Origin of the sequence: Rhizobium sp. TRM95796 (assembly GCF_025779995.1) — a bacterium.
Taxonomy (GTDB): Bacteria; Pseudomonadota; Alphaproteobacteria; order Rhizobiales; family Rhizobiaceae; genus Rhizobium_E.
In genome coordinates this window covers 392,154-412,644 of sequence record NZ_JAOXHE010000006.1, presented here as the reverse complement: position 1 = coordinate 412,644, position 20,491 = coordinate 392,154, and the positions used below count along the sequence as shown (strand labels likewise).

Below are 20,491 nucleotides of genomic sequence, written 5' to 3'. Positions count from 1 at the left end.
CGAATCTGATTGACAAATCAATCTTGGGGATAACTCGAAAAACGATTCCCCCGGAATCGCCATGGCCTTGTCACGGAGTCACCGGGTCACTACCTTAAGAACAGATTACTAGACCTGCATGCGGCGGAACTAGTCACCGGAAATGTAGAGCGTTTCGAGCTTCGGCGGCGCCGGGCCTCGGTGAGGGATTCCGCAGAAGGAACGCCCCAATGGAAAATAGCGTAAACTGGACTGACGAACGCGTCGAGAGGCTGAAAAAGCTTTGGTCCGAAGGACTGAGCGCCAGCCAGATCGCAGCCCAGTTGGGCGGCGTCAGCCGCAATGCGGTCATCGGCAAGGTTCACCGTCTCAATCTGCCCGGTCGCGCCAAGTCGGGCGGCGCCGCTCCGTCGCGCGCTCCCAAGCGTCCCGCTGCAGCGCAGCCAACGGCGGCGCGTCCTGCGCAGGCCACCTTCGCGCAGCAACGTCCGGTCACCCGCACCGTGGCGCGCCCCGCCGGCGCGACCATGCTGAAGGAAGAAGTCGAAATGGATGCGATGGAGGTCGTCGAGACCTCGTCGGACAATGTGGTCGTGCCGATCTTCCGTCGCGTGCCGCTCATCCGTCTCACCGAGCGGACCTGCAAATGGCCGCTCGGCGATCCGCTGAAGGAAGACTTCTGCTTCTGCGGCAACGACTCCCCGGACACCTCGCCCTATTGCACCTTCCACCAGCGGCTGGCTTACCAGCCTTCGGCGGAGCGTCGCCGCGTTCGCTGAACGGATAGGGCGAAGACAGATATGCGAAAGCGGCCCGCGGGCCGCTTTCGTCGTTTCGGGCCGCCGTCACTTCAGGATCTTGGGGCCGCCGAGTATCTTGTCGTCGATCTCGCCGATCGCCTTCTTGTCCTTGCCTTTGTAATCGAGCGCGCCCAGCACCGAGCGGATGATGTTGAGCCGCGCCCGCCGCTTGTCGTTGCCGCGCACCACCGTCCAGGGCGCGTGATCGGTATGCGTCTCCTTGAGCATGCGATCGCGCTTTTGCGTGTAATCGTCCCATTTGCTCAGCGCCGCGATATCCATCGGCGACAGTTTCCAGCATTTCAGCTTGCTGTGCCGGCGGTCGTGGAAGCGCTTGAGTTGCATTTCGCGGCCGATGTCAATGTAGAATTTGAAGAAATGGATGCCGTCGCCGGTGATCAACTTTTCGAGCCGCGGCGCGCTTTCGAGAAAATGCTCGTAGTCTTCAGGCGAGCAAAAGCCCATGACCGGCTCGACGCCGGCGCGATTGTACCAGGAGCGGTCGAAATTCACGAATTCACCGCGGGTCGGGAACGTCGAAATGTAGCGCTGGAAATACCACTGGCCTTTTTCGGTCTCGGTCGGCTTGGTCAGCGCCACCACGCGCGCATTGCGGGGGTTCATATAGGACATCAGCGCCTGAATCGCGCCGCCTTTGCCGGCGGCGTCGCGGCCTTCGAACAGACAGATCACCCGGGCGCCGGTGTCCTGCTGCCAGAACTGAACCTTGACCAGTTCCTCCTGCAACTCCTCGAGCGTCTTGGCATATTCGGCCTCGTCCAGCTTCTTCTTGTAGGGATAGCCGCCCGACGATAGCGCTTCCGCCTCGATCCAATCGGGCAAAGTCGGATTTTCGATGTCGAATACGCGCCTTTCCCCGCCTATATCGAGCGGGACGGGCGTATGAACTTCGTCTTCGGCCATGCGGCTTCCTCCATGCAAAGTGCCTGAAATATCAAACTGGACATAAGCGACTTGCGATTTCAAGTTCGCCATGAAAAAACCTGTCACAATCCAGCGTTAGGAAGGGAGAACGGCTCTAAGCCAGATGACGATTCTGGTCAGCGCTCGATGCGGCGGCGACCCGCATGATGCATGCAATCGTCGGTTCGACGCAATGCACCGCCTCGGGAGGATGAGATCACGGCATGGCAAGACAGGTGGGAAAAGCGGTGAGAGAATGGATGGCGCGCCACTTTTTCAGTCTGTTGATGGCCGCCGCCGGCGTTGCGGCGCTGATTGCGGCCGGAACAAATTCCTGGGTGGCGGTCGCCGTGATGACGCTCGCCGTCTTGCCGAGCCTGGCCGCGCGCGCTCCCGTCCCGGCGCCCGCGCCGGCGGCGGACGAAACGCCGACCGCCATCGATCCGCTCCGTGAGGTCAAGGCCGCCTTCGCCGGTTTCGACAGCCCCGTCTATGTTCTCGATCTCAAGGCCAACGTCCTCTACCAGAACCCTTCCGCCCAGCATATTTTCGGTCCCGTCGATCCGGGGCAGCATATTTCGGTGAAAGTGCGGATGCCGGTCGTGGCCGACATGATCCGCGATGCACTGGCGAGCGGCCGCAACGGGCAAGTGGAATTCGCCGCGACCGTGCCGTCCGAAAGCGTGTATCTCGTGCGCATGGTCCGGGCCGAACCGATTGACGGCGCGGGAGCCTTCTACGTCTTGATCTTCCGCGATGTCTCCGAGGCGCGCCGCATCGACCGCATGCGTTCCGATTTCGTCGCCAACGCCTCGCATGAATTGCGCACGCCGCTCGCCTCGCTGCGCGGCTTCATCGAAACGCTGCTCGGCCCCGCCAAGAACGACGTCAAGGCGCAGGAGCGCTTCCTCAACATCATGCTCGAGCAGGTGACCCGCATGAGCCGGCTGGTCGACGATCTCATGTCGCTGTCCCGGCTGGAGCTCAAGGCCCGGCTGGCTCCCGGCGACGAGGTGGATCTGGTTCCGCTTTTGGGCTCGGTGGCCGATGCCCTGGCGCCGCTGGCCGGCGATCTCGGAGTCGAGATCAGGCTCCATCTTCCCGAGGAGCCCGTGCTGGTGATGGGCGATCGAGACGAACTCACCCAGGTGTTCGAGAACCTCATCGAAAACGCCTGCAAATACGGACAGGAAGGCAAGGCCGTCGATATCAGGCTGGAGCCGGCGGCCAAGGGGCAGGCGGCCCATGTCACGGTGGCCGACTATGGGCCCGGCATCGCCGAAGAGCATGTGCCGCGCCTGACGGAGCGCTTCTACCGCGCCAATGTCGAAAGCAGTCGCTCCAAAAAAGGCACGGGTCTGGGATTGGCGATCGTCAAGCATATTCTCACCCGCCATCGCGCCCGCCTGGTGATCAAGTCGGAATTGGGCAAAGGCAGCGCCTTTACCGTGCGCTTTTGACACAATAGCCGGAGCGCTGACGCCCGGGGTCGATATTATCATTGTTTTACAGTGGGTTGCGCTGTCATAAATCTTTCACCGAATTGACATAAAAGCGGTGGTGTCCGGGGTCTAATCAGAACTCGGCCGGACACGAAAAGGCCGAGGGCGCCGCGCCAGGCGCGATCCATCAAGCCCGAACGGGAGAACCACTATGAAACTCGCACACACCACCATGGCGGCGCTGGTCGCCTCCGTCGCTTTCATGGGCGCCGCCCATGCCCGTGACCAGATCAAGATCGTCGGCTCTTCGACCGTGTTTCCCTATACGCAGGCGGTCTCTGAAGAATATTCCAAGAAGTCTGGCAAGCCGGCTCCGGTCGTCGAGTCCACCGGTACGGGCGGCGGCTTCAAGGCGTTCTGCGCTGGCGTAGGCGAGGAATTCCCGGACATCACTGGCGCGTCGCGCGCCATCAAGAAGTCCGAAGTTGAACTCTGCGCCAAGGCTGGCGTCGACAATATCACTGAAGCGATGATCGGCTATGACGGCCTCTCCATCGCGATCTCGCGCAAGAACGAAGCCGACTGGAGTCTGACCGAAGAGCAGATCTTCAAGGCTCTCGCGGCTGAATTGCCGGATGGCAAGGGCGGCTTCGTCGCCAACCCCAACAAGAAGTGGTCGGACATCGACGCTTCCTTGCCCGCTACCAACATCGTCGCCTTCGGCCCGCCGCCGACATCCGGCACCCGCGACGCCTTTGTTGAACTTGTCATGCATGACGGCTGCAAGGGCCTTCCGGGCATGGCCGACCTCAAGAAGTCCAATGAAGACAAGTGGAACGAAGTTTGCTCGCGCATGCGTCAGGACGGTCCTTTTGTTGAGGCCGGAGAAAACGACAACCTGATCGTGCAGCGTCTCGAGGCCGATCAGAACTCTGTCGGCATCTTCGGCTACTCATTCCTGTATGAAAACGAAGACAAGCTCAAGGACGTCAAGATCAACGGCATCGAAGCGAGCCCCGAGACGATCGCCGATGGTTCCTACCCGGTTGCTCGTCCGTTGTTCATCTATATCAAGAACGCTCATCGCGACGTCATTCCTGGCATGAAGGAATTCCTCGCAGAATACGTCACTGAAGCCGCTCTCGGCCCGGATGGCTATCTCGCCGAGCGTGGCCTGACCGCGCTGTCGGAAGATCTTCGCAAGAAGGTTGCCGACGACGTGACCAACGCCGCCAAGCTGACCAACTAACACTCTGTGAAGCCGCCCGGATTGCACGATCCGGGCGGCGACTTCATTCAGTTGAGGGGCTGCCATGACCGGCGCGTTGATTTTATTCGTATTGGCCTTGTCGTTCATTTCGGCATTGATCGCTTCCAAGAGGGCGGTGTTTTCGGCCGGCGGAGTGACTGAAAAAGTACATTCGAGGCCGATTTACCACGGGCTCAACACTGCAATCTGGGCGGGGGCGCCCGCGCTGCTGATCGTGCTCGTGTGGCTTTTCGCCCAAAGCACCGTCATCGACAGCCTTGTCGTGTCCACCATTCCGTCCGCGGCCACGGCGACACCGTCCGAACAGGCTCTGATGATGAGCGAAGTCCGGCAGAACGCCGCCGGCAGGACATTCAAGGAGCCGTCCGAAGAGATCAGGACGGCGACAGCCGCCTATAAGTCGCTGCAGACCACCGCAGCCTGGGCAATGGCGGCCATCGTGGCGGCAGTGGCGGTGGCGGGGGCGGCCCTCGGGCTGCGCGCAATCGAGCCGCGCTTTCGCGCACGTCATTCATTCGAGCGCGCCGTCACCATTTTCATGCTGTTTTCGTCCCTCGTCGCCATCGTGACGACGGCGGGGATCGTCGCATCGCTCATTTTCGAAGCCGGTCACTTCTTCGCCAAGGTTCCCGTAACCGAGTTTCTGTTCGGCTTGCGCTGGGAGCCGCAGATCGCCATGCGCGCCGACCAGGTGGCGGGCCAGGGCGCCTTCGGCGTCATCCCGGTGATATTTGGCACGATCCTGATTTCTCTCATCGCCATGATTGTCGCCGTGCCTATCGGCATCCTCTCGGCGATCTATCTCACTGAATATTCGCCCCGCAGCTTCCGCGCAGTGGTGAAGCCGCTGCTTGAGATCCTCGCGGGCGTGCCGACTGTCGTCTACGGCTTCTTCGCGGTTCTCACCGTTGCGCCGGCCATCCGCAACTTCGGCCTGTTCCTTGGTCTTGATGCGTCGCCCAACAGTTCGCTGGCCGCTGGCCTGGTGATGGGGATCATGATCATTCCATTGATTTCTTCGCTCGCCGACGACGCGCTTGCCGCTGTCCCCCGCGCCATGCGCGACGGATCGCTGGCCCTCGGTTCGACCAAGAGCGAGACGATCAAGAAGGTCCTGATTCCCGCCGCCCTGCCAGGGATCGTAGGCGGCGTGTTGCTGGCTTTGAGCCGCGCCATCGGTGAAACCATGATCGTTGTCATGGCCGCCGGCTTGATTGCCAAGATCACGCTCAATCCCTTCGACTCCGTGACCACAGTGACGGTTCAGATCGTCACCCTGCTGACCGGCGACGCCGAATTCGACAACCCGAAAACGCTGGCTGCCTTCGCGCTTGGCTTGGTGCTTTTCATCATTACGCTCATTCTCAACATTATCGCCCTGCAAACAGTCCGCAAATATCGGGAGAAGTACTGATGACCTCAGTCTCCGCAACCAATCCGACCACAGCCGTAGACTGGCAGTCGAAAAGCATGGCGGACCGGCGCAAATCGCGCTACGCGGCCGAGGCTCGGCTGAAGGGCTACGGGGTGGCGGCCATCGTTTTCGCCCTCGGCTTCCTGGTCTTTCTTATCGGCTCCATATCGCTGACCGGATATCGCGCTTTCACCCAGACCATGGTTGAGATCGAGATCGACCTCAGCGCCGCTGCGATCGACAAGAATGACCTCATGGGCGCCGACTGGAGAGGCGTTGTTCGCGACGCGCTCAAGGTCTATGGCGGCGATATTTCCCGCCGCGACCAGAAGGAATATTTCGGCCTGTTTACCGACCAGGCGCCCTATCTGGTGCGTGACGAAGTGATGGCCGATCCGGCCAAGCTTGTCGGCAAACATTCCTACAAGATCCCGATGTCGGATCCTGCCGACCAGCTCGCCAAGGGTCAGGTCGACCGTTCGATCCCGGAAGACCAGCGCCGCGTCACCGACAAGCAGATCGCCTATTTCGATGCGCTGGTGGCCAAGGGCGCGGTGTCGTCGCCCTTCAACTGGGGCCTGTTCTTCAACCCGGACAGCCGGTTTCCTGAACTCGCCGGGTTGTCCGGCGCGATCTCCGGATCCTTCTGGACGCTTCTGGTGACCCTGGCGATCTCTCTGCCGATCGGCATCGCCGCAGCCATCTATCTTGAAGAGTTCGCGCCGAAGAACCGCTGGACCGATCTGATCGAGGTTAACATCAACAATCTCGCCGCCGTTCCCTCGATCATCTTCGGTCTGCTCGGCCTGGCCGTCTTTCTCGGTTGGTTCGGTCTGCCGCGTTCCGCGCCGCTCGTCGGCGGTCTCGTTCTGTCGCTGATGACGCTTCCGACGCTGATCATCACAACGCGCAATTCGCTGAAGTCGGTTCCGTCCTCGATCCGCGAAGCGGCGCTTGGCATTGGCGCATCGAAGCATGAGGCAATCTTTCACCATATTCTTCCCCTCGCCATGCCTGCGGTCATGACGGGCACCATCATCTCCCTGGCGCGCGCGCTCGGCGAGACGGCGCCGCTGTTGTTGATCGGAATGAACGCATTCATCACATCGGAGCCGGGTGGTGTTATGGATGCTGCGACGGCTCTGCCCACCCAGATCTATATCTGGGCGGACAGCCCTGAACGGGGCTTCGTCGCGCGAACCTCCGCAGCAATCCTCGTGTTGCTCGGTTTCCTGATCGTCATGAACGGCATCGCCATTTACCTGAGACAGCGCTTCGAGCGCCGCTGGTAAGGAGAACTCACATGAACATGCTGACAGATATCGAAGTTGAAAAAGCGCTGGTAAAACCGATGAGCGATACACCTGAACTGAAGATGATCGGCAAGGATGTTTCCGTCTACTACGGCGAGAAGCGGGCCTTGTTCGACGTCAATCTCAACATCCGCAAGAACACGGTTACCGCGCTGATCGGGCCGTCGGGTTGCGGCAAGTCCACCTTCCTGCGCACGCTGAACCGCATGAACGACACGATCGACGGTTGCCGCGTGACCGGGGAGATCAAGCTCGACAATCAGGATATCTATGCGACGTCGATTGACGTGGTCGAACTGCGCGCCCGTGTCGGCATGGTGTTCCAGAAGCCGAACCCTTTCCCGAAATCGATCTACGAAAATGTCGCCTACGGCCCACGTATTCATGGCTTGGCCCGCACCAATCAGCAACTCGACGCAATCGTCGAACAGAGCCTGCAGCGCGCCGGCCTGTGGAACGAAGTCAAGGATCGTCTGCTCGAAGCCGGCACCGGCCTGTCCGGGGGACAGCAGCAGCGTCTCTGCATCGCCCGCGCCGTCGCCGTCAGCCCGGAAGTCATTCTGATGGACGAGCCCTGCTCGGCGCTCGATCCGATTGCGACCGCCAAGGTCGAGGAACTGATCCACGAACTGCGCGAGAATTTCACCATCGTCATCGTGACCCACTCGATGCAGCAGGCCGCCCGCGTGTCGCAGCGCACCGCCATGTTCCATCTCGGCTATCTGGTCGAGGAGAACGACACGGACAAGATCTTCACCAATCCGGATGACCAGCGCACCCAGGATTACATCATGGGCCGCTTCGGCTGATACTTGTGACGCCGGTCTCGCCGGCTGGAGGATACATTCATGGGCGCATCCCATATCTACTCCGTCTTCGACGAAGAGCTGAAATATCTCGCCCGCCGCATCGCGGAAATGGGCGGCATGGCCGAACAGATGGTCTCCGACGCCGTTCGCGCGCTCGTCAACGCCGATGCGGCGCTGGCGCAACGCGTCATCTCCCAGGACGTGGTGATGGACGAGGCCGAGCGCGAGATCGGCGAACGCGCCGTTCTGATGATCGCCAAGCGCCAGCCGGTCGCCGCCGACCTGCGTGAAATCATCGGCTCGCTCCGCATCGCCTCCGATCTCGAGCGCGTCGGCGATCTCGGCAAATCCAACGCCAAGCGTGTCATTGCGGTGCAAAACAGCGGCATTCCGCGCACGCTCGCCCGCGGCATCGAGCATCTATCCGAACTGGCGCTTACCCAACTTCAGGACGTGCTCGACGTCTACGCGACGCGCTCGGCCGAAAAAGCCGAGGCCATCCGCCTGCGCGACGAGGAAATCGACGCGATGTACACCTCGCTCTTCCGCGAGATGCTGACCTATATGATGGAAGATCCGCGCAACATCACGCCGTGCACGCATCTCTTGTTCTGCGCCAAGAATATCGAGCGCATCGGCGATCACGCGACCAATATCGCGGAATCGATCTTCTACATGACCACGGGCGCCCAGCCGGTCGGCGAACGTCCTAAGGACGACAACACCGCCACCGTCGTGCAGCAGCCCGCCGGATGACCTGAGACTTGAGCGCCCGGCGTCGAGCCGGGCGCCGCTCGCTTGCGAATGGAGTAAGAACGCATGCAGCCCCGTATCATGGTGGTCGAAGACGAAGAAGCGCTCGGCACCCTGCTCAGCTACAATCTCGAAGCCGAAGGCTATGACGTGGAGGTCATCGCCCGCGGCGACGAAGCCGACATCCGCCTCCAGGAGCGCGTGCCCGATCTTCTGCTGCTCGACTGGATGCTGCCCGGCGTGTCCGGCATCGAGCTGTGTCGCCGCCTGCGCATGCGGCCCGAAACCGAGCGTCTGCCGGTGATCATGCTGACCGCGCGCGGCGAGGAAAGCGAGCGCGTGCGGGGACTGTCGACCGGCGCCGACGACTATGTCGTCAAGCCCTTCTCCACGCCGGAGCTGATGGCCCGCGTCAAGGCCATGCTCCGCCGCGTGCGGCCCAACGCCATTTCCTCCGTGCTGAAATGCGGCGACGTCGAACTCGATCGCGAGACCTATCGCGTTCACCGCCGCTCGCGCGAAGTGCGGCTCGGGCCGACCGAATTCAAGCTTTTGGAATTCTTCATGTCTTCGCCGGGCCGGGTGTTTTCGCGCTCGCAACTGCTTGACGGCGTCTGGGGCCACGACATCTATGTCGACGAACGCACCGTCGACGTCCATGTCGGACGCCTGCGCAAGGCGCTGAACCTCACCAACATGCCGGATGTCATCCGCACCGTCCGCGGCGCGGGCTATGCGATGGAAGCCTGATCCATTCTGGCTCGAAGATCTGTCGAAGCGCCGGCGGCAACCGGCGCTTTTCTATTCGAGGGCTCGGGAAATCAGGATCCCGGCAGGACGCGGACGCCGTAGAGCTTGAGCTTGCGGCCCTTGCCCATGACGTCGCTGTTGATGACGATCTGCCCCGCCTCGGACGGGGCCATCTTGCCGTCGAACGTCACATGGATCAGTTCGTCGCTGCGCTCGTTGCCGACGGTGAAGCGATGACGGCCGCAACCGCCCATCGCGCCGAAGGCGCATTCGACATAGATCTGCGTCGGGACATCGCCATCGGCCTTGACGGTCAACGCGATCGTCGCGGTCTTGCCGGCGAGCGTCTGCAACAGCTCTTCGGGTGTCTCGACCGTCGCCTCGCCGTCTTTGCCGGGCGCGTTGGAGGCGATCGTCGCGCCTTCGCCGTCGCTGTCGCTGAAGGGCGTCACCAGCGCCTGGCCGCGCGGCGACACCGCATTCGGCTCCTTGCCGCTGTAGACGCTGACCCAATCGCCGGAGAAGCGGCGCAGCGGATCGAGCGGTTCGGATTGCGCCGCAGCCGGCGCGGCGGTCTGCAATTCCTTGGGCACGAGGTCGAAATTGCCTTCGCCTTTGAGTGCGACATCGATCATGCCGGTGGCGTAGACCCACCAGATCCCGAAGCCGACCGCCCCGAGAAAGCATGCATAGACGAACAGCGATACGAGGAAGGAGACGAAGCCGCGCCGTTTTCTGGGGGGCTTTTCGGCTCTGGACTTGCGCTTGGCGCCTTTGGTCTTTCGGATCTCACCCATAGGCGCAGCCGTCGGCGCGGCTGCGGGCGCGCGGCGATCGTCCGCCACGAGCCGCGCCAGAGCCTCGTCGTTGCGCGGAGTGATGTCGTCCAGCGATCCAGCGCCATTTCGCGCCCCGCCGGCCCGATCGCCGCGATCGAGTTCGATGCTAGGGGCTGTCCGCGCGTCGCCATGGGCGTCGTCGCGAACGGGTGCGGTCATGGAAAAATCCTCGTCCCGATCCGGCGCGGCGAGACGCGGTTCCGGCGCGACGGCCGGTTCGGGCTCCGGCTCGCGCTCGATCAGCACTTTTTCCAGCCGCGCCATGGACCGCAGCCTTTCGCGCTCTTCCTCCTCGATCGCCTGGATCGTGGCGTCGAGCCGCTGGCGCTGCCGGGCGATCACCTCCTCGTCCTCGACCTCCTGCTTGGCGAGGCCGGCGTCGAGCGCGTGCCGTGCGGATTGATAGATCCGGGCGCGGATCTCCGGGTCGGCGCGATCGGCGCGTTCGAGCGCGTTGCGGATAGCGTGTTCGAGACCGCTCACTGTCGTTTCAATCCCGTGCTCGTTTCAAAAACCGTGCATTTCGGTAAACATTCCCCGCCACACTTGCAAGCGCGCATGAGGGTGCGATCCCCGGCAAACACCGGCAATGCAGCCAAAAAAGGGCGACGCGGCCGTCCCGTAGAAAATTCAAGGTTGAACAATTCCGCCGGCTTTGTTTATCATGGCGGCGAAACTGGTCCATCCTGGGAGTGACTATGAGCCTGCCGTCCATTCTCACCGACAATCTCCGTTTGCCGGTCGTCGCCTCGCCATTGTTCATCATTTCCCATCCCGAGCTGGTGATCGCCCAATGCAAGGCGGGCGTCGTCGGTTCCTTTCCGGCGCTGAACGCCCGTCCCGCAAGCCAGCTCGACGAATGGCTGGCCGAAATCACCGAAACGCTCGCCGCCCATGACGCCGCCAATCCCACCAGCAAGGCCGCGCCCTTTGCGGTGAACCAGATCGTGCATACGACCAACAAGCGGCTGGAACACGACCTGACGATGTGCGTGAAATACAAGGTTCCGATCGTCATTTCCTCGCTGGGCGCGGTGCCCGAGGTCAACCAGGCGATCCATTCCTATGGCGGCGTGGTGCTGCATGACGTGATCAACAATCGCCACGCCAATTCCGCCATCCGCAAGGGCGCCGATGGGCTGATCGCGGTGGCGACCGGGGCGGGAGGGCATGCCGGCAAGCTGTCGCCCTTCGCGCTGGTCCAGGAAATCCGCGAATGGTTCGACGGGCCTCTGCTGTTGTCGGGCGCGATCGCCAATGGCGGCGCCATCCTCGCCGCCCAGGCCATGGGGGCCGACATGGCCTATATCGGCTCGCCCTTCATCGCCACCAACGAAGCGCGGGCGGTGGACGCCTATAAGCAGATGATCGTCGAAAGCTCCGCCGACGACATCGTCTATTCCAACTATTTCACCGGGATTCACGGCAACTATCTCAAGGGCTCAATCCGCGCCGTCGGGATGGACCCCGATCACCTGCCGGACGCCGAACCCTCCAAGATGGATTTCGAAAAGGCGACCGAAGGCCCCAAGGCCTGGAAGGAGATCTGGGGCTGCGGCCAGGGCATCGGCGCGGTCAAATCCGTCCTCCCCGTCGCCGACCTCGTCGATCGCTTCGAACGCGAATACAAGGCGGCCCGTGCGCGCCTCTGCGGCTGAGGCCGCCTTCGCTTTTTTCCGCGAAAACCGCCCGCCCGCGTCTTGCATTCCTGAAACTTTGATTGTATCAGCCCGTCATCGCCCGAACAGGCGATGACGGCGCTTCGCCGGGCCGCTTTAGCTCAGTCGGTAGAGCACATCATTCGTAATGATGGGGTCACGTGTTCGAGTCACGTAAGCGGCACCATTTTTCCTCTCTGCTGAGCAACAATAGAAACAGGAAGGTCGCAGAACCTGCCTCGTCACGCCTGCGCTCCCCAATCGCGCAAATTTGCACCCAATTTCTCAAGTTACCTTAATTTTATGCCGCTACAACCTCTTTACTGCGCTCTGCGCAGCGCGGTTGATGGGGAATGCGATGGTGGATCCGGTGCAGGGTGAGAACAAACGTATCGCGCCGAGATTACGCTCGCTGAAGGCGGGGCGGATCGTGTTTCATCATGGCGGATCGACGCTCGACTGCATGATCCGCAATCTTTCGGAGACCGGCGCAAAGCTTGCGATGGAGCAGGCGCTGCTGGCGCCCGATCAGTTCCAATTGCAGTTCCAGGACGGAGCGATGCGGCCCTGCACCGTGCGATGGCGCAAGCTCACCGAACTCGGCGTCAGTTTCGACGACGCCTGAGCCGATGGCGCGGCGCCTTGTCGTTAGACCGGCGTCACCGCATCGAGAAAACGGCTCAACCGGTCGCCTTCTCCGAGCGGCTCCGAGCCCATTTGCATCGCCACGGAAAAGGCGATGGCCGAGGAGATCTCGTTGTGCGAGGCGGCGCCGGCGCGGAGATTCATCACCAGTGTGGGGCAGAGGAAGAGCGCCAGTTTCAGCGTCTCGCGCCAGTCGTCCGGCAGCATGTTCCGGCTCTTTAGCAGCGCTAGAAGCGGCCGCCACAGCCGTTCGGCCTTGGTCTCCAGCAGCGCCTGCCGGACGGGGCTCAGGTCCCAATCGGTCTCGAGCGAGAGCACGCCGTCGCGATAGACGGCGCTCGCCGAGTAACGCTGCGCAGCCTCCCGTGGATCGTAGAGCCAGAAAGGGTGTGCGAAGATGTTGTGGAACGTCGCCTTGGCTTCGGCGAGCAGCGTCGGAACATGCTCGCCGGCAAACGCAGGGTCGAAGAAGGACAGGCCGGCGCCGCCCGTCTCGTGGCCTGAATACCACACATTGGCGTTGTGTGCGTCGCCATGGGCGACCACGCCGCCCGCGCCGGCGAGATGGATGGGGTTCAGCCTCTCCGCGGCGCGGGTGAACAGCGCGCCGAACGTGTCGCGATAGGCCAGGCCGTTGATGCTCACCCGTGCGGTCGAGAACCTCTCCCAGTCGAGGCTGACGCCGGGGAACCGGAAACTCTGGCCGATATAGAAATCGCGATAGCGCCCGCCGGGCGGCTGGCGCGTGGCGGGCTCGATCATTCGCTCGAAGAACAGCCGGTTGATCGGCTCGGCCCGGGCCTGATCGGCGGTGATCGGATGCAGGGTCTCGCGATAGACGGCCAGAAGACGGTCGTTCAACTCGGCTTCGGCCGCCACGGCCTCTGCTTCGGCTTCGGCGTCGGGTTGGAGATCCAAGCCGCGCAGCACGTCGGAAAAACGCGGATCGGAGCGCCGGGCATAGACAAGGATCTGCTCGCCCGGCAAAACCGACATCATCACCGGCTGATCGACCGGCAATCCGGCGCGGGCGAGAATGTCGGCGCGATAATATTCGCCCGTCATCGCCTCCTCGCCCTCTTCCTGATGGAATTTGAAGAAGTAAGCCTTGCCATCCGCCTCGAAGAAGCCGTTCAGCGAATTCAGGCTGTATTGGTCGTGATTGATGGCGAGATTTTTGGGCGAAATAGAGAACAGCTCGGACAGGAGCGTCGAGAGTTGAGCAAGGGCGCGGGGCTCGTCCGTGCGGGCCAGCGCGCGGATTTCGGCGGTGCGGCTCTTCGGCGTTTCAATCATGATCCGCTCCTTCGGGCATGTGTGGACAGCGACGGCTTAACGGATGGAGCCGGGCGTATAGCGGCTGCCGAGTGTATAGCGGCTGCTATAAGTGAAGCGGTTGACGGTGGCGACGGTCGAGCCGGTCCAGGTGCGGCGGTGTAGAAGCAGACACGGCGCCCCGGCCTCCAGCGCCAGCATGCGGGCTGTCTCCTCGTCGGCGGTGATGGCGGCGATCACCTGTTCGACTTCGGTGAGCGGCGTGCTCTTCTGCAGGAAGTCGTAGGTGGTCACGGCGGAGAAATCCTGCTTGTCGTAATCGGGCGCGAGATCGGAATTGACGAAACGCTCCTCGATCATGACAGGCATGTCGTTTTCATGATGCAGGATCACCGAATGGCCGACCGGCCTGCGGGTGGCGAAGTCGAAGGCGGCCAGCAGTTCCTGGCTCGGCTGCAGGCTTTCGAGCAGCAGGATATCGGCCCTGTAGCGCGCGCCGCGCGCGCGGATCTCGCTGGCGATATCGACGATCTCGATCAGCGTCGAATAGGGTTTCGGCGGGGCGACGAAGGTGCCGACCCCCTGGATGCGCACGAGATGGCCGTCACTCGTGAGTTCGCGCAGCGCCCGATGCACGGTCATGCGCGACACGCCGAGCATCGAGACCAGCTCGTGTTCGGAGGGAACGCGCTGATCCTTGCCCCAGGCGCCGCTGCCGATATGGTCGAGAATATAATCCTTGACCTTCTCGTAGAGTGGCCCGGCCGTTTCGGGCAGGTTAGCCATGACCGCCTCCCTGTTGTGGGACGATGATGGTTTTCAGGCCGGCGGCGCGACCCTCCAGCAGCCTCTCATAGGCGGCGGGCGTGTCGTCGAGCGTGATGCGCGCCTCGATCAGCCTGCCGAGTTTCTCGGACAGCGCCGGCATCAACGCTACCGCCTCCGGCAGTTCGTCTTCGAAAGCGTGGCAGCCGATCAAGGCGATCTCACGTTCGACCAGCAGGTTGGGATCGAGCGACAGCTTGCCATGCGAAATGCCGACCAGCGCCAGCGCGCCGCCGCCGGAGAGCAGGTCTACCAGCGCCTCCAGTGCGCCGATACTGCCCGTGGCGTCCAGCGCATGGCGCAGAGGCTGTCCATCCAGCTCCGCCGCGAGGGAGCCGGCCTCGAGATCGACGCGTCGGGCGCCCGCGACATCGCTGACGAGGGCCGCCCGCGCCGCATTGCGCTCGGCGACCAGGATCGGCCCGTCATGCAGCCGGGACAGCAGCAGCGCCGCAAGCCCGCCGATCGGGCCGCAGCCCGCCACCAGCACCGGCTCGCCGGCGGGCGGGCGCAGGCGCTTGACCGCGTGCAGCGCCACCGCGAGCGGCTCGGCCATGGCGGCGATCTCGGGCGAGAGGTCATCAGGGCAAAGCGTCACCAGTCGGGCTGGCAGTACGCATTCCTCGGCGAAACCGCCGTCGCAGACTTCGCCGACAAAGCCGAGCTTTTCGCAGATGTTGCGGCGGCCGGAGCGACAGGCGGCGCATTCGCCGCACCAGTAGCGGCTGTCGGCGGCGACGAGATCGCCGGGTTCGAGGCCCACGACATCGAATGCGATTTCGGTGATCACGCCCGCAAATTCATGGCCGGCCACCGAAGGCGATCGGCTGATCCATTGGCCGGTGCGATAATTGTGCAGGTCTGAGCCGCAGATGCCGGCGGCCTTCACTGCGATCCGCACCGAGCCTGACGCGAGCGGCCCGGGCGTCGCGATATCCTCGACGCGCAGGTCGCCTGCTTGATGGAGCCTGACCGCCTTCATGCCGGCCTCACTTCGGCAGATAGGCGTCGCGAACCGACGACACCGCATGCTCATGCGAGGAGAAGCCCTCATAGCGGGCGAGCAGCCGTGCGTTATGGGCGAATTCCGGATAGGCCGAGGCCGTAACATAGCCGATCGACGAGCGCTTGACGAAGTCCGTCACCGACAGCGGACCATAGGTGCGCGCCCAGCGGCTGGTCGGCAGCACGGCGTTGGGGCCGAGCCCGAAATTGCCGATGGACACAGGCGTATGCGGCCCCATCAGGATTTCCGCCGCCTCGGTGATCTTGCCGAGATGGGCGAAGGGATCGGTCGACAGGATTTCCAGATGTTCCGGCGCGTAATCATTGACGAAGCGATAGCTCTCTTCCAGCGACGGCGTCAGCACCACGCCGCCATAGGCGCCGCCGAGCACGGCGGAGGAAAAGGCCACGCGCTGTTCGGTCATGCGCGCCCAATGATCGGGCAGCGCCGCCAGCGCTTCTTCGGCCACGCGGCGCGAATGGGTGACGAGATAGGCGGAGGAGTCCGGGCCATGTTCCGCCTCGATCAGCAGGTCGAGCGCGGCGAGACCGCCATGCACGGTGTCGTCGGCGAAGATGACGGCTTCGGACGGGCCTGCCGGCAGGCCGGGATCGATGACGCCGGAGAGCAGGCGCTTGGCGGCCACCACCCAGGGGCTGCCGGGGCCGACGATCTTCAGCGCCGGCTTGATGGTTTCGGTGCCATAGGCGGCGGCGGCCACGGCTTGCGCGCCGCCGCATTTGTAGACGGTTTCGACGCCGGCGAGCCGGGCGGCGACCAGCGTGGCCGCATCGACCGAGCCGTCGGGCGAGGGCGGTGTGAAGATCGCGAGATCCGGCACGCCCGCCACCACGGCCGGCACGGCGGTCATCATTGTCACGGAGGGAAACGCGCCCTTGCCGCGCGGAATATAGAGCGCCACCGACTTGATCGGCGTGAAGCGGTCGCCGGCGAAGGCGCCGGGCCGCATTTCCTTGAGCCACATCGCCTCGGGCTTCTGCTCCTCGTGGAAGCGGCGGATATTGTCGATGCCGAAGCGGATCGCCCCGATCACGTCCTTGTCGACCAGATCGAAGGCGGCGTCGAATTCGGCCTCGGTGGCCTTGAGGCGGTCTTCAGTGATATCGGCGCGATCGAGTTCGCGGCCGAAACGGGCGAGCGCCGCGTCGCCTTCCGTGCGGACGGCTTCGATGATCGGCCGCGCTCTGTCCATGAAGCTGGAGAGATCGGTTTCGGAGCGGCGGAGGAGAGCGGCGCGCTGGCTGGCGTCGAGTGTGGCGAGTTCGTGGAAGGAAACCTTGGTCATGGGAGTGCTCTTGCAGACGTTTCGAGTAAGATGTCTATACATGTGCCGGCAGGGCGTCAAACGAATTGCCTAATATTGCACCCTGCCTGCGGATTGATCAGATCGAGGCGAGGTAGCCGCCGTCGATGGGAATGCAGACGCCCGTCACATAACGCGAGGCGTCGCTGGCGAGGAAGACGACGCTGCCGGCCACATCCTCCATCGCGCCGAAGCGGCGCTGCGGGATCTTCTGCAGCATGGACGCGGCCCAGTCGTCGTTTTCATAAAAGACGTCGGTCATGGCGGTGCGAAAATAGCCGGGCGCGATGGCGTTGACGCGGATGCCGAGCCCGGCCCATTCCGTTGCGAGCGCATGCGTCATGCCCATCAGCCCCGATTTCGACGAGCCATAGGGTATGGCTGTGGGCACGCCGACATAGGAGGTGAGCGAGCAGAGATTGACGATCGCCCCGCCTTTGTCCATGCGTCGCGCCGCTGCCTTGGCCATGAAGAAAGCGCCTTTGAGATTGGTGTCGACGATCCTGTCCCACAGCGCCTCGTCGACATCGAGCGAGGGGCGGATCTCCTCATAGCCGGCATTGTTGACGAGGATGTCGAGCCCATCCAACGCCTCCACCGCGGTATCGACGGCGCGGGCGCAGGCGGCAGTGTCCCGCACATCGAGCGCCACCGCCGCAGCCCTGCGCCCTGCCGCCTCGACGGCCGCCACGGTCGCGGCAAGCGATTGGATGTCGCGGGCGGTGACTGCAACATCGGCCCCCGCTTCGGCGAGACCGATCGCAATGGCTTGGCCGATGCCGCGACTGGCGCCTGTCACGACTGCCTTGCGGCCGGAGAGATCGAATTGCTTCAGCGTCATCGCGGGCTCCTGTCTGGACGACGATCAGGCTAGATCAGCGCGCGCCATTCTGCAAGCGTGCGCCGTACATGTCTATACAAGCATCGTCGTGAAAATGATGCGGCGCGGCTCGCGCAACCTGTGTTTGCGCGGTCGCGCAGCGACGGCGGGGGGAAACCTTTGGCTCGCACGCGTGTTTTCTGATCGGACGGATGGAAAGACCGCATTCTCTGGTAAAGGTGATAAAATATTTTGCATTTGCCCAGAAATGCAGCGGGATCATCCGCTCCCTTTTTCCTTCGTCCATGCGACAACGTCGCTGCAACGCAATATTCTGGAGTGTGAGATGAACTGGTTGAAAACAATCGCCACGGCGGCCCTCTTGCAGGCTGCTCTTTTTGCGGGCGCGCAGGCCGGGGAGAATCTCGACGCCGTGAAATCCGCGGGCGTACTCCGCATCGGCACCGAAGGCACCTATGCGCCCTTCACCTATCATGACGCGAGCAACAAGCTCGTCGGCTTCGACGTCGAAATCGGCCAGGCCATCGCCGAAAAGCTCGGCGTGAAGGCCGAATTCGTCGAAGGCAAGTGGGACGGCCTGATCGCCGGCCTCGACGCCAACCGCTACGACGCGGTCATCAACCAGGTCGGCATCACCGAAGCCCGCAAGCAGAAATATGATTTCTCCGAGCCCTATATCGCCTCCAAGGCGGTGTTGATCGTCAAACAGGGCAATGACGAGATCAAGGGCTTTGCCGACCTCAAGGGCAAGAAGTCGGCGCAGTCGCTGACCTCGAATTTCGGCAAGATCGCCGAGCAGAACGGCGCCGAACTCGTCGGCACCGATGGTTTCGACCAGTCGATCCAGCTCGTGCTGACCGGCCGCGCCGACGCCACGATCAATGACAGCCTGTCTTTCCTCGACTTCAAGAAGCACAAGCCCGATGCGCCGGTGACCGTCGTCGCCGAGCAGAAGGACGCCGACTATTCGGGCGTCATCATCCGCAAGGGCGAACCGGAACTCCTCGCGGCGATCAACAAGGCTCTGGCGGACATCAAGGCCGACGGAACCTACAAGAAGATTTCCGACACCTATTTCGGTCAGGACGTGTCGAAGTAATTCCGTTAGACACGGCAAACGAACGCAACGCATGCAAGAAGCGCCCGGCGATCCCGTCGGGCGCTGTGACACGAGGAAGAGACCGTGCCGCACTGGCTGCAACTGATGGCCGAATCCCTGCCGACCCTGCTCTGGGCCGGCCTGATCTTCACCATCCCGCTCACGCTGCTGTCCTTCGTCTTCGGCCTGACGCTGGGGCTGGCCACGGCGGTGGCGCGGCTGTTCGGCCCTGCGCCGCTTCGCGCCATCGCCCGTTTCTATGTCTGGATCATCAGGGGCACGCCGCTTCTCGTCCAGCTCTTCGTGATCTTCTATGGTCTGCCGAGCGTCGGCATCTTGCTCGACGCCTTCCCGGCGGCGTTGATCGGCTTCACACTGAATATCGGCGCCTATAGTTCCGAAATCATCCGCGCCGCCATCTCCTCGGTGCCGAAGGGCCAGTGGGAGGCGGCCTATTCGATCGGCATGAGCTGGCCCCAGGCCATGACCCGCACCATCCTGCCGCAAGCGTCCCGCGTCGCGGTGCCGCCGCTCTCCAACACCTTTATTTCTCTGGTCAAGGACACCTCGCTCGCCGCCGCCATTACCGTGCCGGAAATGTTTCAGGCCGCCCAGCGCATCGTCGCCGCGTCCTACGAGCCGCTGATCCTCTATATCGAGACGGCGCTGATCTATCTCGTGCTGAGCTCGGCTTTGTCGGCGTTGCAGGCGCGGCTCGAAACACGCTTCGCCCGCTATGGCGGCATGATGGAGGCCGCCCGATGATCGAGCTCCGCAACATCGAAAAGCGCTTCGGCGACGCCGTTATCCTGAAGAATGTCAGTCTGAGCGCGCCGGAAGGCGGGGTGACCGCGCTGATCGGCCCTTCCGGCGGCGGCAAGAGCACATTGCTGCGCTCGATCAATCTGCTCGAGCAGCCGACATCCGGCTCGGTGCGGATCGGTTCGGACGAAATCACCTTTGCGCCCGACAAGCGCCCGAGCCGCCAGGACATCCAGAAGATCCGTCGCCAGACCGGCATGGTGTTTCAGAATTTCCAGCTCTTCCCGCATCGCACGGCGATTGAGAATGTCATGGAAGGGCTGGTGACCGTGCTGAAATGGCCGAAGGAAAAAGCTCGCGCCCGCGCCGCTGAGCTGCTCGCCAAAGTCGGCATGGCGGCGAAAGCCGACGCCTGGCCGGCCACGCTTTCGGGCGGCCAGCAGCAGCGCGTCGCCATCGCCCGCGCGCTCGCGCCCTCGCCGAAAGTCCTGCTCTGCGACGAGCCGACCTCGGCGCTCGATCCCGAACTCGCCGCCGAAGTGGTGGATGTGCTGGGACGGCTCGCCAAGGAAGGCACGACCATGGTCATGGCGACCCATGACCTCCGCCTCGCCTCCAAGATCGCCGACAAGGTCGTGTTCCTGGAAGCGGGCAATGTCGTGGAAACCGGCGACGCCCGGACGATCTTCGATGCGGCGAGCCATGAGCGCACCCGTCGCTTCGTCTCCGCGATCATCGGCGGCGGCGACTATTCGATCTGAAG

The 20,491-nt window shown here is 63.0% G+C and carries 21 protein-coding genes and 1 tRNA gene; 14 read left to right on the top strand and 8 right to left on the bottom strand.

Features of this window, described 5'->3' with window-relative positions:
• Nucleotides 1–209 precede the first annotated feature (209 nt).
• The gene (locus OCK01_RS16040) at nt 210–758 is read left to right on the top strand and encodes a GcrA family cell cycle regulator (RefSeq protein ID WP_182827637.1); all 549 of its coding nucleotides are present in this window, start codon (nt 210–212) and stop codon (nt 756–758) included.
• Between the two features lie 66 nt (nt 759–824).
• Here the strand turns inward: OCK01_RS16040 and ppk2 are convergent, their stop codons facing one another.
• Entirely contained in the window at nt 825–1,703 is an 879-nt protein-coding gene (gene ppk2, locus OCK01_RS16035; protein WP_263824789.1) for a polyphosphate kinase 2, read from the bottom strand.
• 224 nt (nt 1,704–1,927) lie between these two features.
• Between ppk2 and phoR the strand changes: the two genes are divergently transcribed.
• The 7 genes from phoR (at nt 1,928) to phoB (ending at nt 9,454) form a co-directional block, all read left to right on the top strand.
• Nucleotides 1,928–3,163 carry a phosphate regulon sensor histidine kinase PhoR gene (gene phoR, locus OCK01_RS16030; protein ID WP_412179018.1) on the top strand — a complete coding sequence of 412 codons (1,236 nt, stop codon included), beginning with the start codon at nt 1,928–1,930 and terminating at the stop codon, nt 3,161–3,163.
• A 193-nt stretch (nt 3,164–3,356) separates the two neighbouring features.
• Nucleotides 3,357–4,394: a PstS family phosphate ABC transporter substrate-binding protein gene (locus tag OCK01_RS16025; protein ID WP_263824788.1), complete on the top strand. Its 1,038-nt coding sequence runs from the start codon at nt 3,357–3,359 to the stop codon at nt 4,392–4,394.
• Between the two features lie 64 nt (nt 4,395–4,458).
• Nucleotides 4,459–5,829: a phosphate ABC transporter permease subunit PstC gene (gene pstC / locus OCK01_RS16020; protein ID WP_263824787.1), complete on the top strand. Its 1,371-nt coding sequence runs from the start codon at nt 4,459–4,461 to the stop codon at nt 5,827–5,829.
• A complete protein-coding gene (pstA, locus tag OCK01_RS16015) occupies nt 5,829–7,121 on the top strand; it encodes a phosphate ABC transporter permease PstA (RefSeq protein WP_263824786.1) in 1,293 nt (430 codons plus the stop codon). Before pstC ends, pstA begins: the two co-directional genes overlap by 1 nt.
• Nucleotides 7,122–7,132: 11 nt before the next feature.
• Nucleotides 7,133–7,951, top strand: a complete 819-nt coding sequence (gene pstB / locus OCK01_RS16010) for a phosphate ABC transporter ATP-binding protein PstB (protein WP_263824785.1) — start codon at nt 7,133–7,135, stop codon at nt 7,949–7,951.
• A gap of 39 nt (nt 7,952–7,990) precedes the next feature.
• On the top strand, nt 7,991–8,707 hold the full coding sequence (gene phoU / locus OCK01_RS16005; protein WP_263824784.1) for a phosphate signaling complex protein PhoU: 717 nt from the start codon (nt 7,991–7,993) through the stop codon (nt 8,705–8,707).
• Between the two features lie 63 nt (nt 8,708–8,770).
• A complete protein-coding gene (gene phoB, locus OCK01_RS16000) occupies nt 8,771–9,454 on the top strand; it encodes a phosphate regulon transcriptional regulator PhoB (protein ID WP_137155448.1) in 684 nt (227 codons plus the stop codon).
• A 71-nt stretch (nt 9,455–9,525) separates the two neighbouring features.
• Here phoB and OCK01_RS15995 read toward each other — a convergent pair whose 3' ends face one another.
• Nucleotides 9,526–10,776: a hypothetical protein gene (locus OCK01_RS15995; RefSeq protein ID WP_263824783.1), complete on the bottom strand. Its 1,251-nt coding sequence runs from the start codon at nt 10,774–10,776 to the stop codon at nt 9,526–9,528.
• A gap of 215 nt (nt 10,777–10,991) precedes the next feature.
• On the opposite strand from OCK01_RS15995, the gene OCK01_RS15990 reads away from it, so the two are divergent.
• The 3 genes from OCK01_RS15990 (at nt 10,992) to OCK01_RS15980 (ending at nt 12,576) form a co-directional block, all read left to right on the top strand.
• Nucleotides 10,992–11,951, top strand: coding sequence for an NAD(P)H-dependent flavin oxidoreductase (locus tag OCK01_RS15990; RefSeq protein ID WP_263824782.1), 960 nt, complete (start codon nt 10,992–10,994; stop codon nt 11,949–11,951).
• A gap of 111 nt (nt 11,952–12,062) precedes the next feature.
• Nucleotides 12,063–12,138: transfer RNA gene (locus OCK01_RS15985), tRNA-Thr, on the top strand.
• A gap of 171 nt (nt 12,139–12,309) precedes the next feature.
• On the top strand, nt 12,310–12,576 hold the full coding sequence (locus OCK01_RS15980) for a PilZ domain-containing protein (protein ID WP_263824781.1): 267 nt from the start codon (nt 12,310–12,312) through the stop codon (nt 12,574–12,576).
• A 23-nt stretch (nt 12,577–12,599) separates the two neighbouring features.
• On the opposite strand, the gene OCK01_RS15975 is transcribed toward OCK01_RS15980, so the two are convergent.
• From OCK01_RS15975 to OCK01_RS15950, 6 genes are all read right to left on the bottom strand, one after another.
• Nucleotides 12,600–13,889, bottom strand: a complete 1,290-nt coding sequence (locus tag OCK01_RS15975; protein WP_263824865.1) for a hypothetical protein — start codon at nt 13,887–13,889, stop codon at nt 12,600–12,602.
• 39 nt (nt 13,890–13,928) lie between these two features.
• Nucleotides 13,929–14,657 carry a histidine utilization repressor gene (hutC, locus tag OCK01_RS15970; protein WP_182827608.1) on the bottom strand — a complete coding sequence of 243 codons (729 nt, stop codon included), beginning with the start codon at nt 14,655–14,657 and terminating at the stop codon, nt 13,929–13,931.
• Nucleotides 14,650–15,678 carry a zinc-dependent alcohol dehydrogenase gene (locus tag OCK01_RS15965; protein WP_263824780.1) on the bottom strand — a complete coding sequence of 343 codons (1,029 nt, stop codon included), beginning with the start codon at nt 15,676–15,678 and terminating at the stop codon, nt 14,650–14,652. The genes hutC and OCK01_RS15965 overlap by 8 nt, the downstream gene beginning before the upstream one ends.
• Nucleotides 15,679–15,685: 7 nt before the next feature.
• Complete coding sequence (gene hisD, locus OCK01_RS15960; RefSeq protein WP_263824779.1) at nt 15,686–17,008, bottom strand: histidinol dehydrogenase; 1,323 nt, start codon at nt 17,006–17,008, stop codon at nt 15,686–15,688.
• Nucleotides 17,009–17,105: 97 nt separating this feature from the next.
• A complete protein-coding gene (locus tag OCK01_RS15955) occupies nt 17,106–17,867 on the bottom strand; it encodes an SDR family NAD(P)-dependent oxidoreductase (protein ID WP_263824778.1) in 762 nt (253 codons plus the stop codon).
• A gap of 34 nt (nt 17,868–17,901) precedes the next feature.
• Nucleotides 17,902–18,153, bottom strand: coding sequence for a hypothetical protein (locus OCK01_RS15950; RefSeq protein ID WP_263824777.1), 252 nt, complete (start codon nt 18,151–18,153; stop codon nt 17,902–17,904).
• Between the two features lie 39 nt (nt 18,154–18,192).
• Between OCK01_RS15950 and OCK01_RS15945 the strand changes: the two genes are divergently transcribed.
• From OCK01_RS15945 to OCK01_RS15935, 3 genes are all read left to right on the top strand, one after another.
• On the top strand, nt 18,193–18,966 hold the full coding sequence (locus OCK01_RS15945) for an amino acid ABC transporter substrate-binding protein (protein ID WP_263824776.1): 774 nt from the start codon (nt 18,193–18,195) through the stop codon (nt 18,964–18,966).
• Nucleotides 18,967–19,050: 84 nt separating this feature from the next.
• Nucleotides 19,051–19,731: an amino acid ABC transporter permease gene (locus OCK01_RS15940; RefSeq protein ID WP_263824775.1), complete on the top strand. Its 681-nt coding sequence runs from the start codon at nt 19,051–19,053 to the stop codon at nt 19,729–19,731.
• The gene (locus OCK01_RS15935; protein WP_263824774.1) at nt 19,728–20,489 is read left to right on the top strand and encodes an amino acid ABC transporter ATP-binding protein; all 762 of its coding nucleotides are present in this window, start codon (nt 19,728–19,730) and stop codon (nt 20,487–20,489) included. The genes OCK01_RS15940 and OCK01_RS15935 overlap by 4 nt, the downstream gene beginning before the upstream one ends.
• Nucleotides 20,490–20,491 lie beyond the last annotated feature (2 nt).

Coding starts and splice junctions, on each gene's coding strand:
- OCK01_RS16040 (WP_182827637.1), top strand. CDS start 210: ATGGAAAATAGCGTAAACTGGACTGACGAACGCGTCGAGAGGCTGAAA.
- ppk2 (WP_263824789.1), bottom strand. CDS start 1,703: ATGGCCGAAGACGAAGTTCATACGCCCGTCCCGCTCGATATAGGCGGG.
- phoR (WP_412179018.1), top strand. CDS start 1,928: ATGGCAAGACAGGTGGGAAAAGCGGTGAGAGAATGGATGGCGCGCCAC.
- OCK01_RS16025 (WP_263824788.1), top strand. CDS start 3,357: ATGAAACTCGCACACACCACCATGGCGGCGCTGGTCGCCTCCGTCGCT.
- pstC (WP_263824787.1), top strand. CDS start 4,459: ATGACCGGCGCGTTGATTTTATTCGTATTGGCCTTGTCGTTCATTTCG.
- pstA (WP_263824786.1), top strand. CDS start 5,829: ATGACCTCAGTCTCCGCAACCAATCCGACCACAGCCGTAGACTGGCAG.
- pstB (WP_263824785.1), top strand. CDS start 7,133: ATGAACATGCTGACAGATATCGAAGTTGAAAAAGCGCTGGTAAAACCG.
- phoU (WP_263824784.1), top strand. CDS start 7,991: ATGGGCGCATCCCATATCTACTCCGTCTTCGACGAAGAGCTGAAATAT.
- phoB (WP_137155448.1), top strand. CDS start 8,771: ATGCAGCCCCGTATCATGGTGGTCGAAGACGAAGAAGCGCTCGGCACC.
- OCK01_RS15990 (WP_263824782.1), top strand. CDS start 10,992: ATGAGCCTGCCGTCCATTCTCACCGACAATCTCCGTTTGCCGGTCGTC.
- OCK01_RS15980 (WP_263824781.1), top strand. CDS start 12,310: ATGGTGGATCCGGTGCAGGGTGAGAACAAACGTATCGCGCCGAGATTA.
- hutC (WP_182827608.1), bottom strand. CDS start 14,657: ATGGCTAACCTGCCCGAAACGGCCGGGCCACTCTACGAGAAGGTCAAG.
- OCK01_RS15965 (WP_263824780.1), bottom strand. CDS start 15,678: ATGAAGGCGGTCAGGCTCCATCAAGCAGGCGACCTGCGCGTCGAGGAT.
- hisD (WP_263824779.1), bottom strand. CDS start 17,008: ATGACCAAGGTTTCCTTCCACGAACTCGCCACACTCGACGCCAGCCAG.
- OCK01_RS15955 (WP_263824778.1), bottom strand. CDS start 17,867: ATGACGCTGAAGCAATTCGATCTCTCCGGCCGCAAGGCAGTCGTGACA.
- OCK01_RS15950 (WP_263824777.1), bottom strand. CDS start 18,153: ATGGACGAAGGAAAAAGGGAGCGGATGATCCCGCTGCATTTCTGGGCA.
- OCK01_RS15945 (WP_263824776.1), top strand. CDS start 18,193: ATGAACTGGTTGAAAACAATCGCCACGGCGGCCCTCTTGCAGGCTGCT.
- OCK01_RS15935 (WP_263824774.1), top strand. CDS start 19,728: ATGATCGAGCTCCGCAACATCGAAAAGCGCTTCGGCGACGCCGTTATC.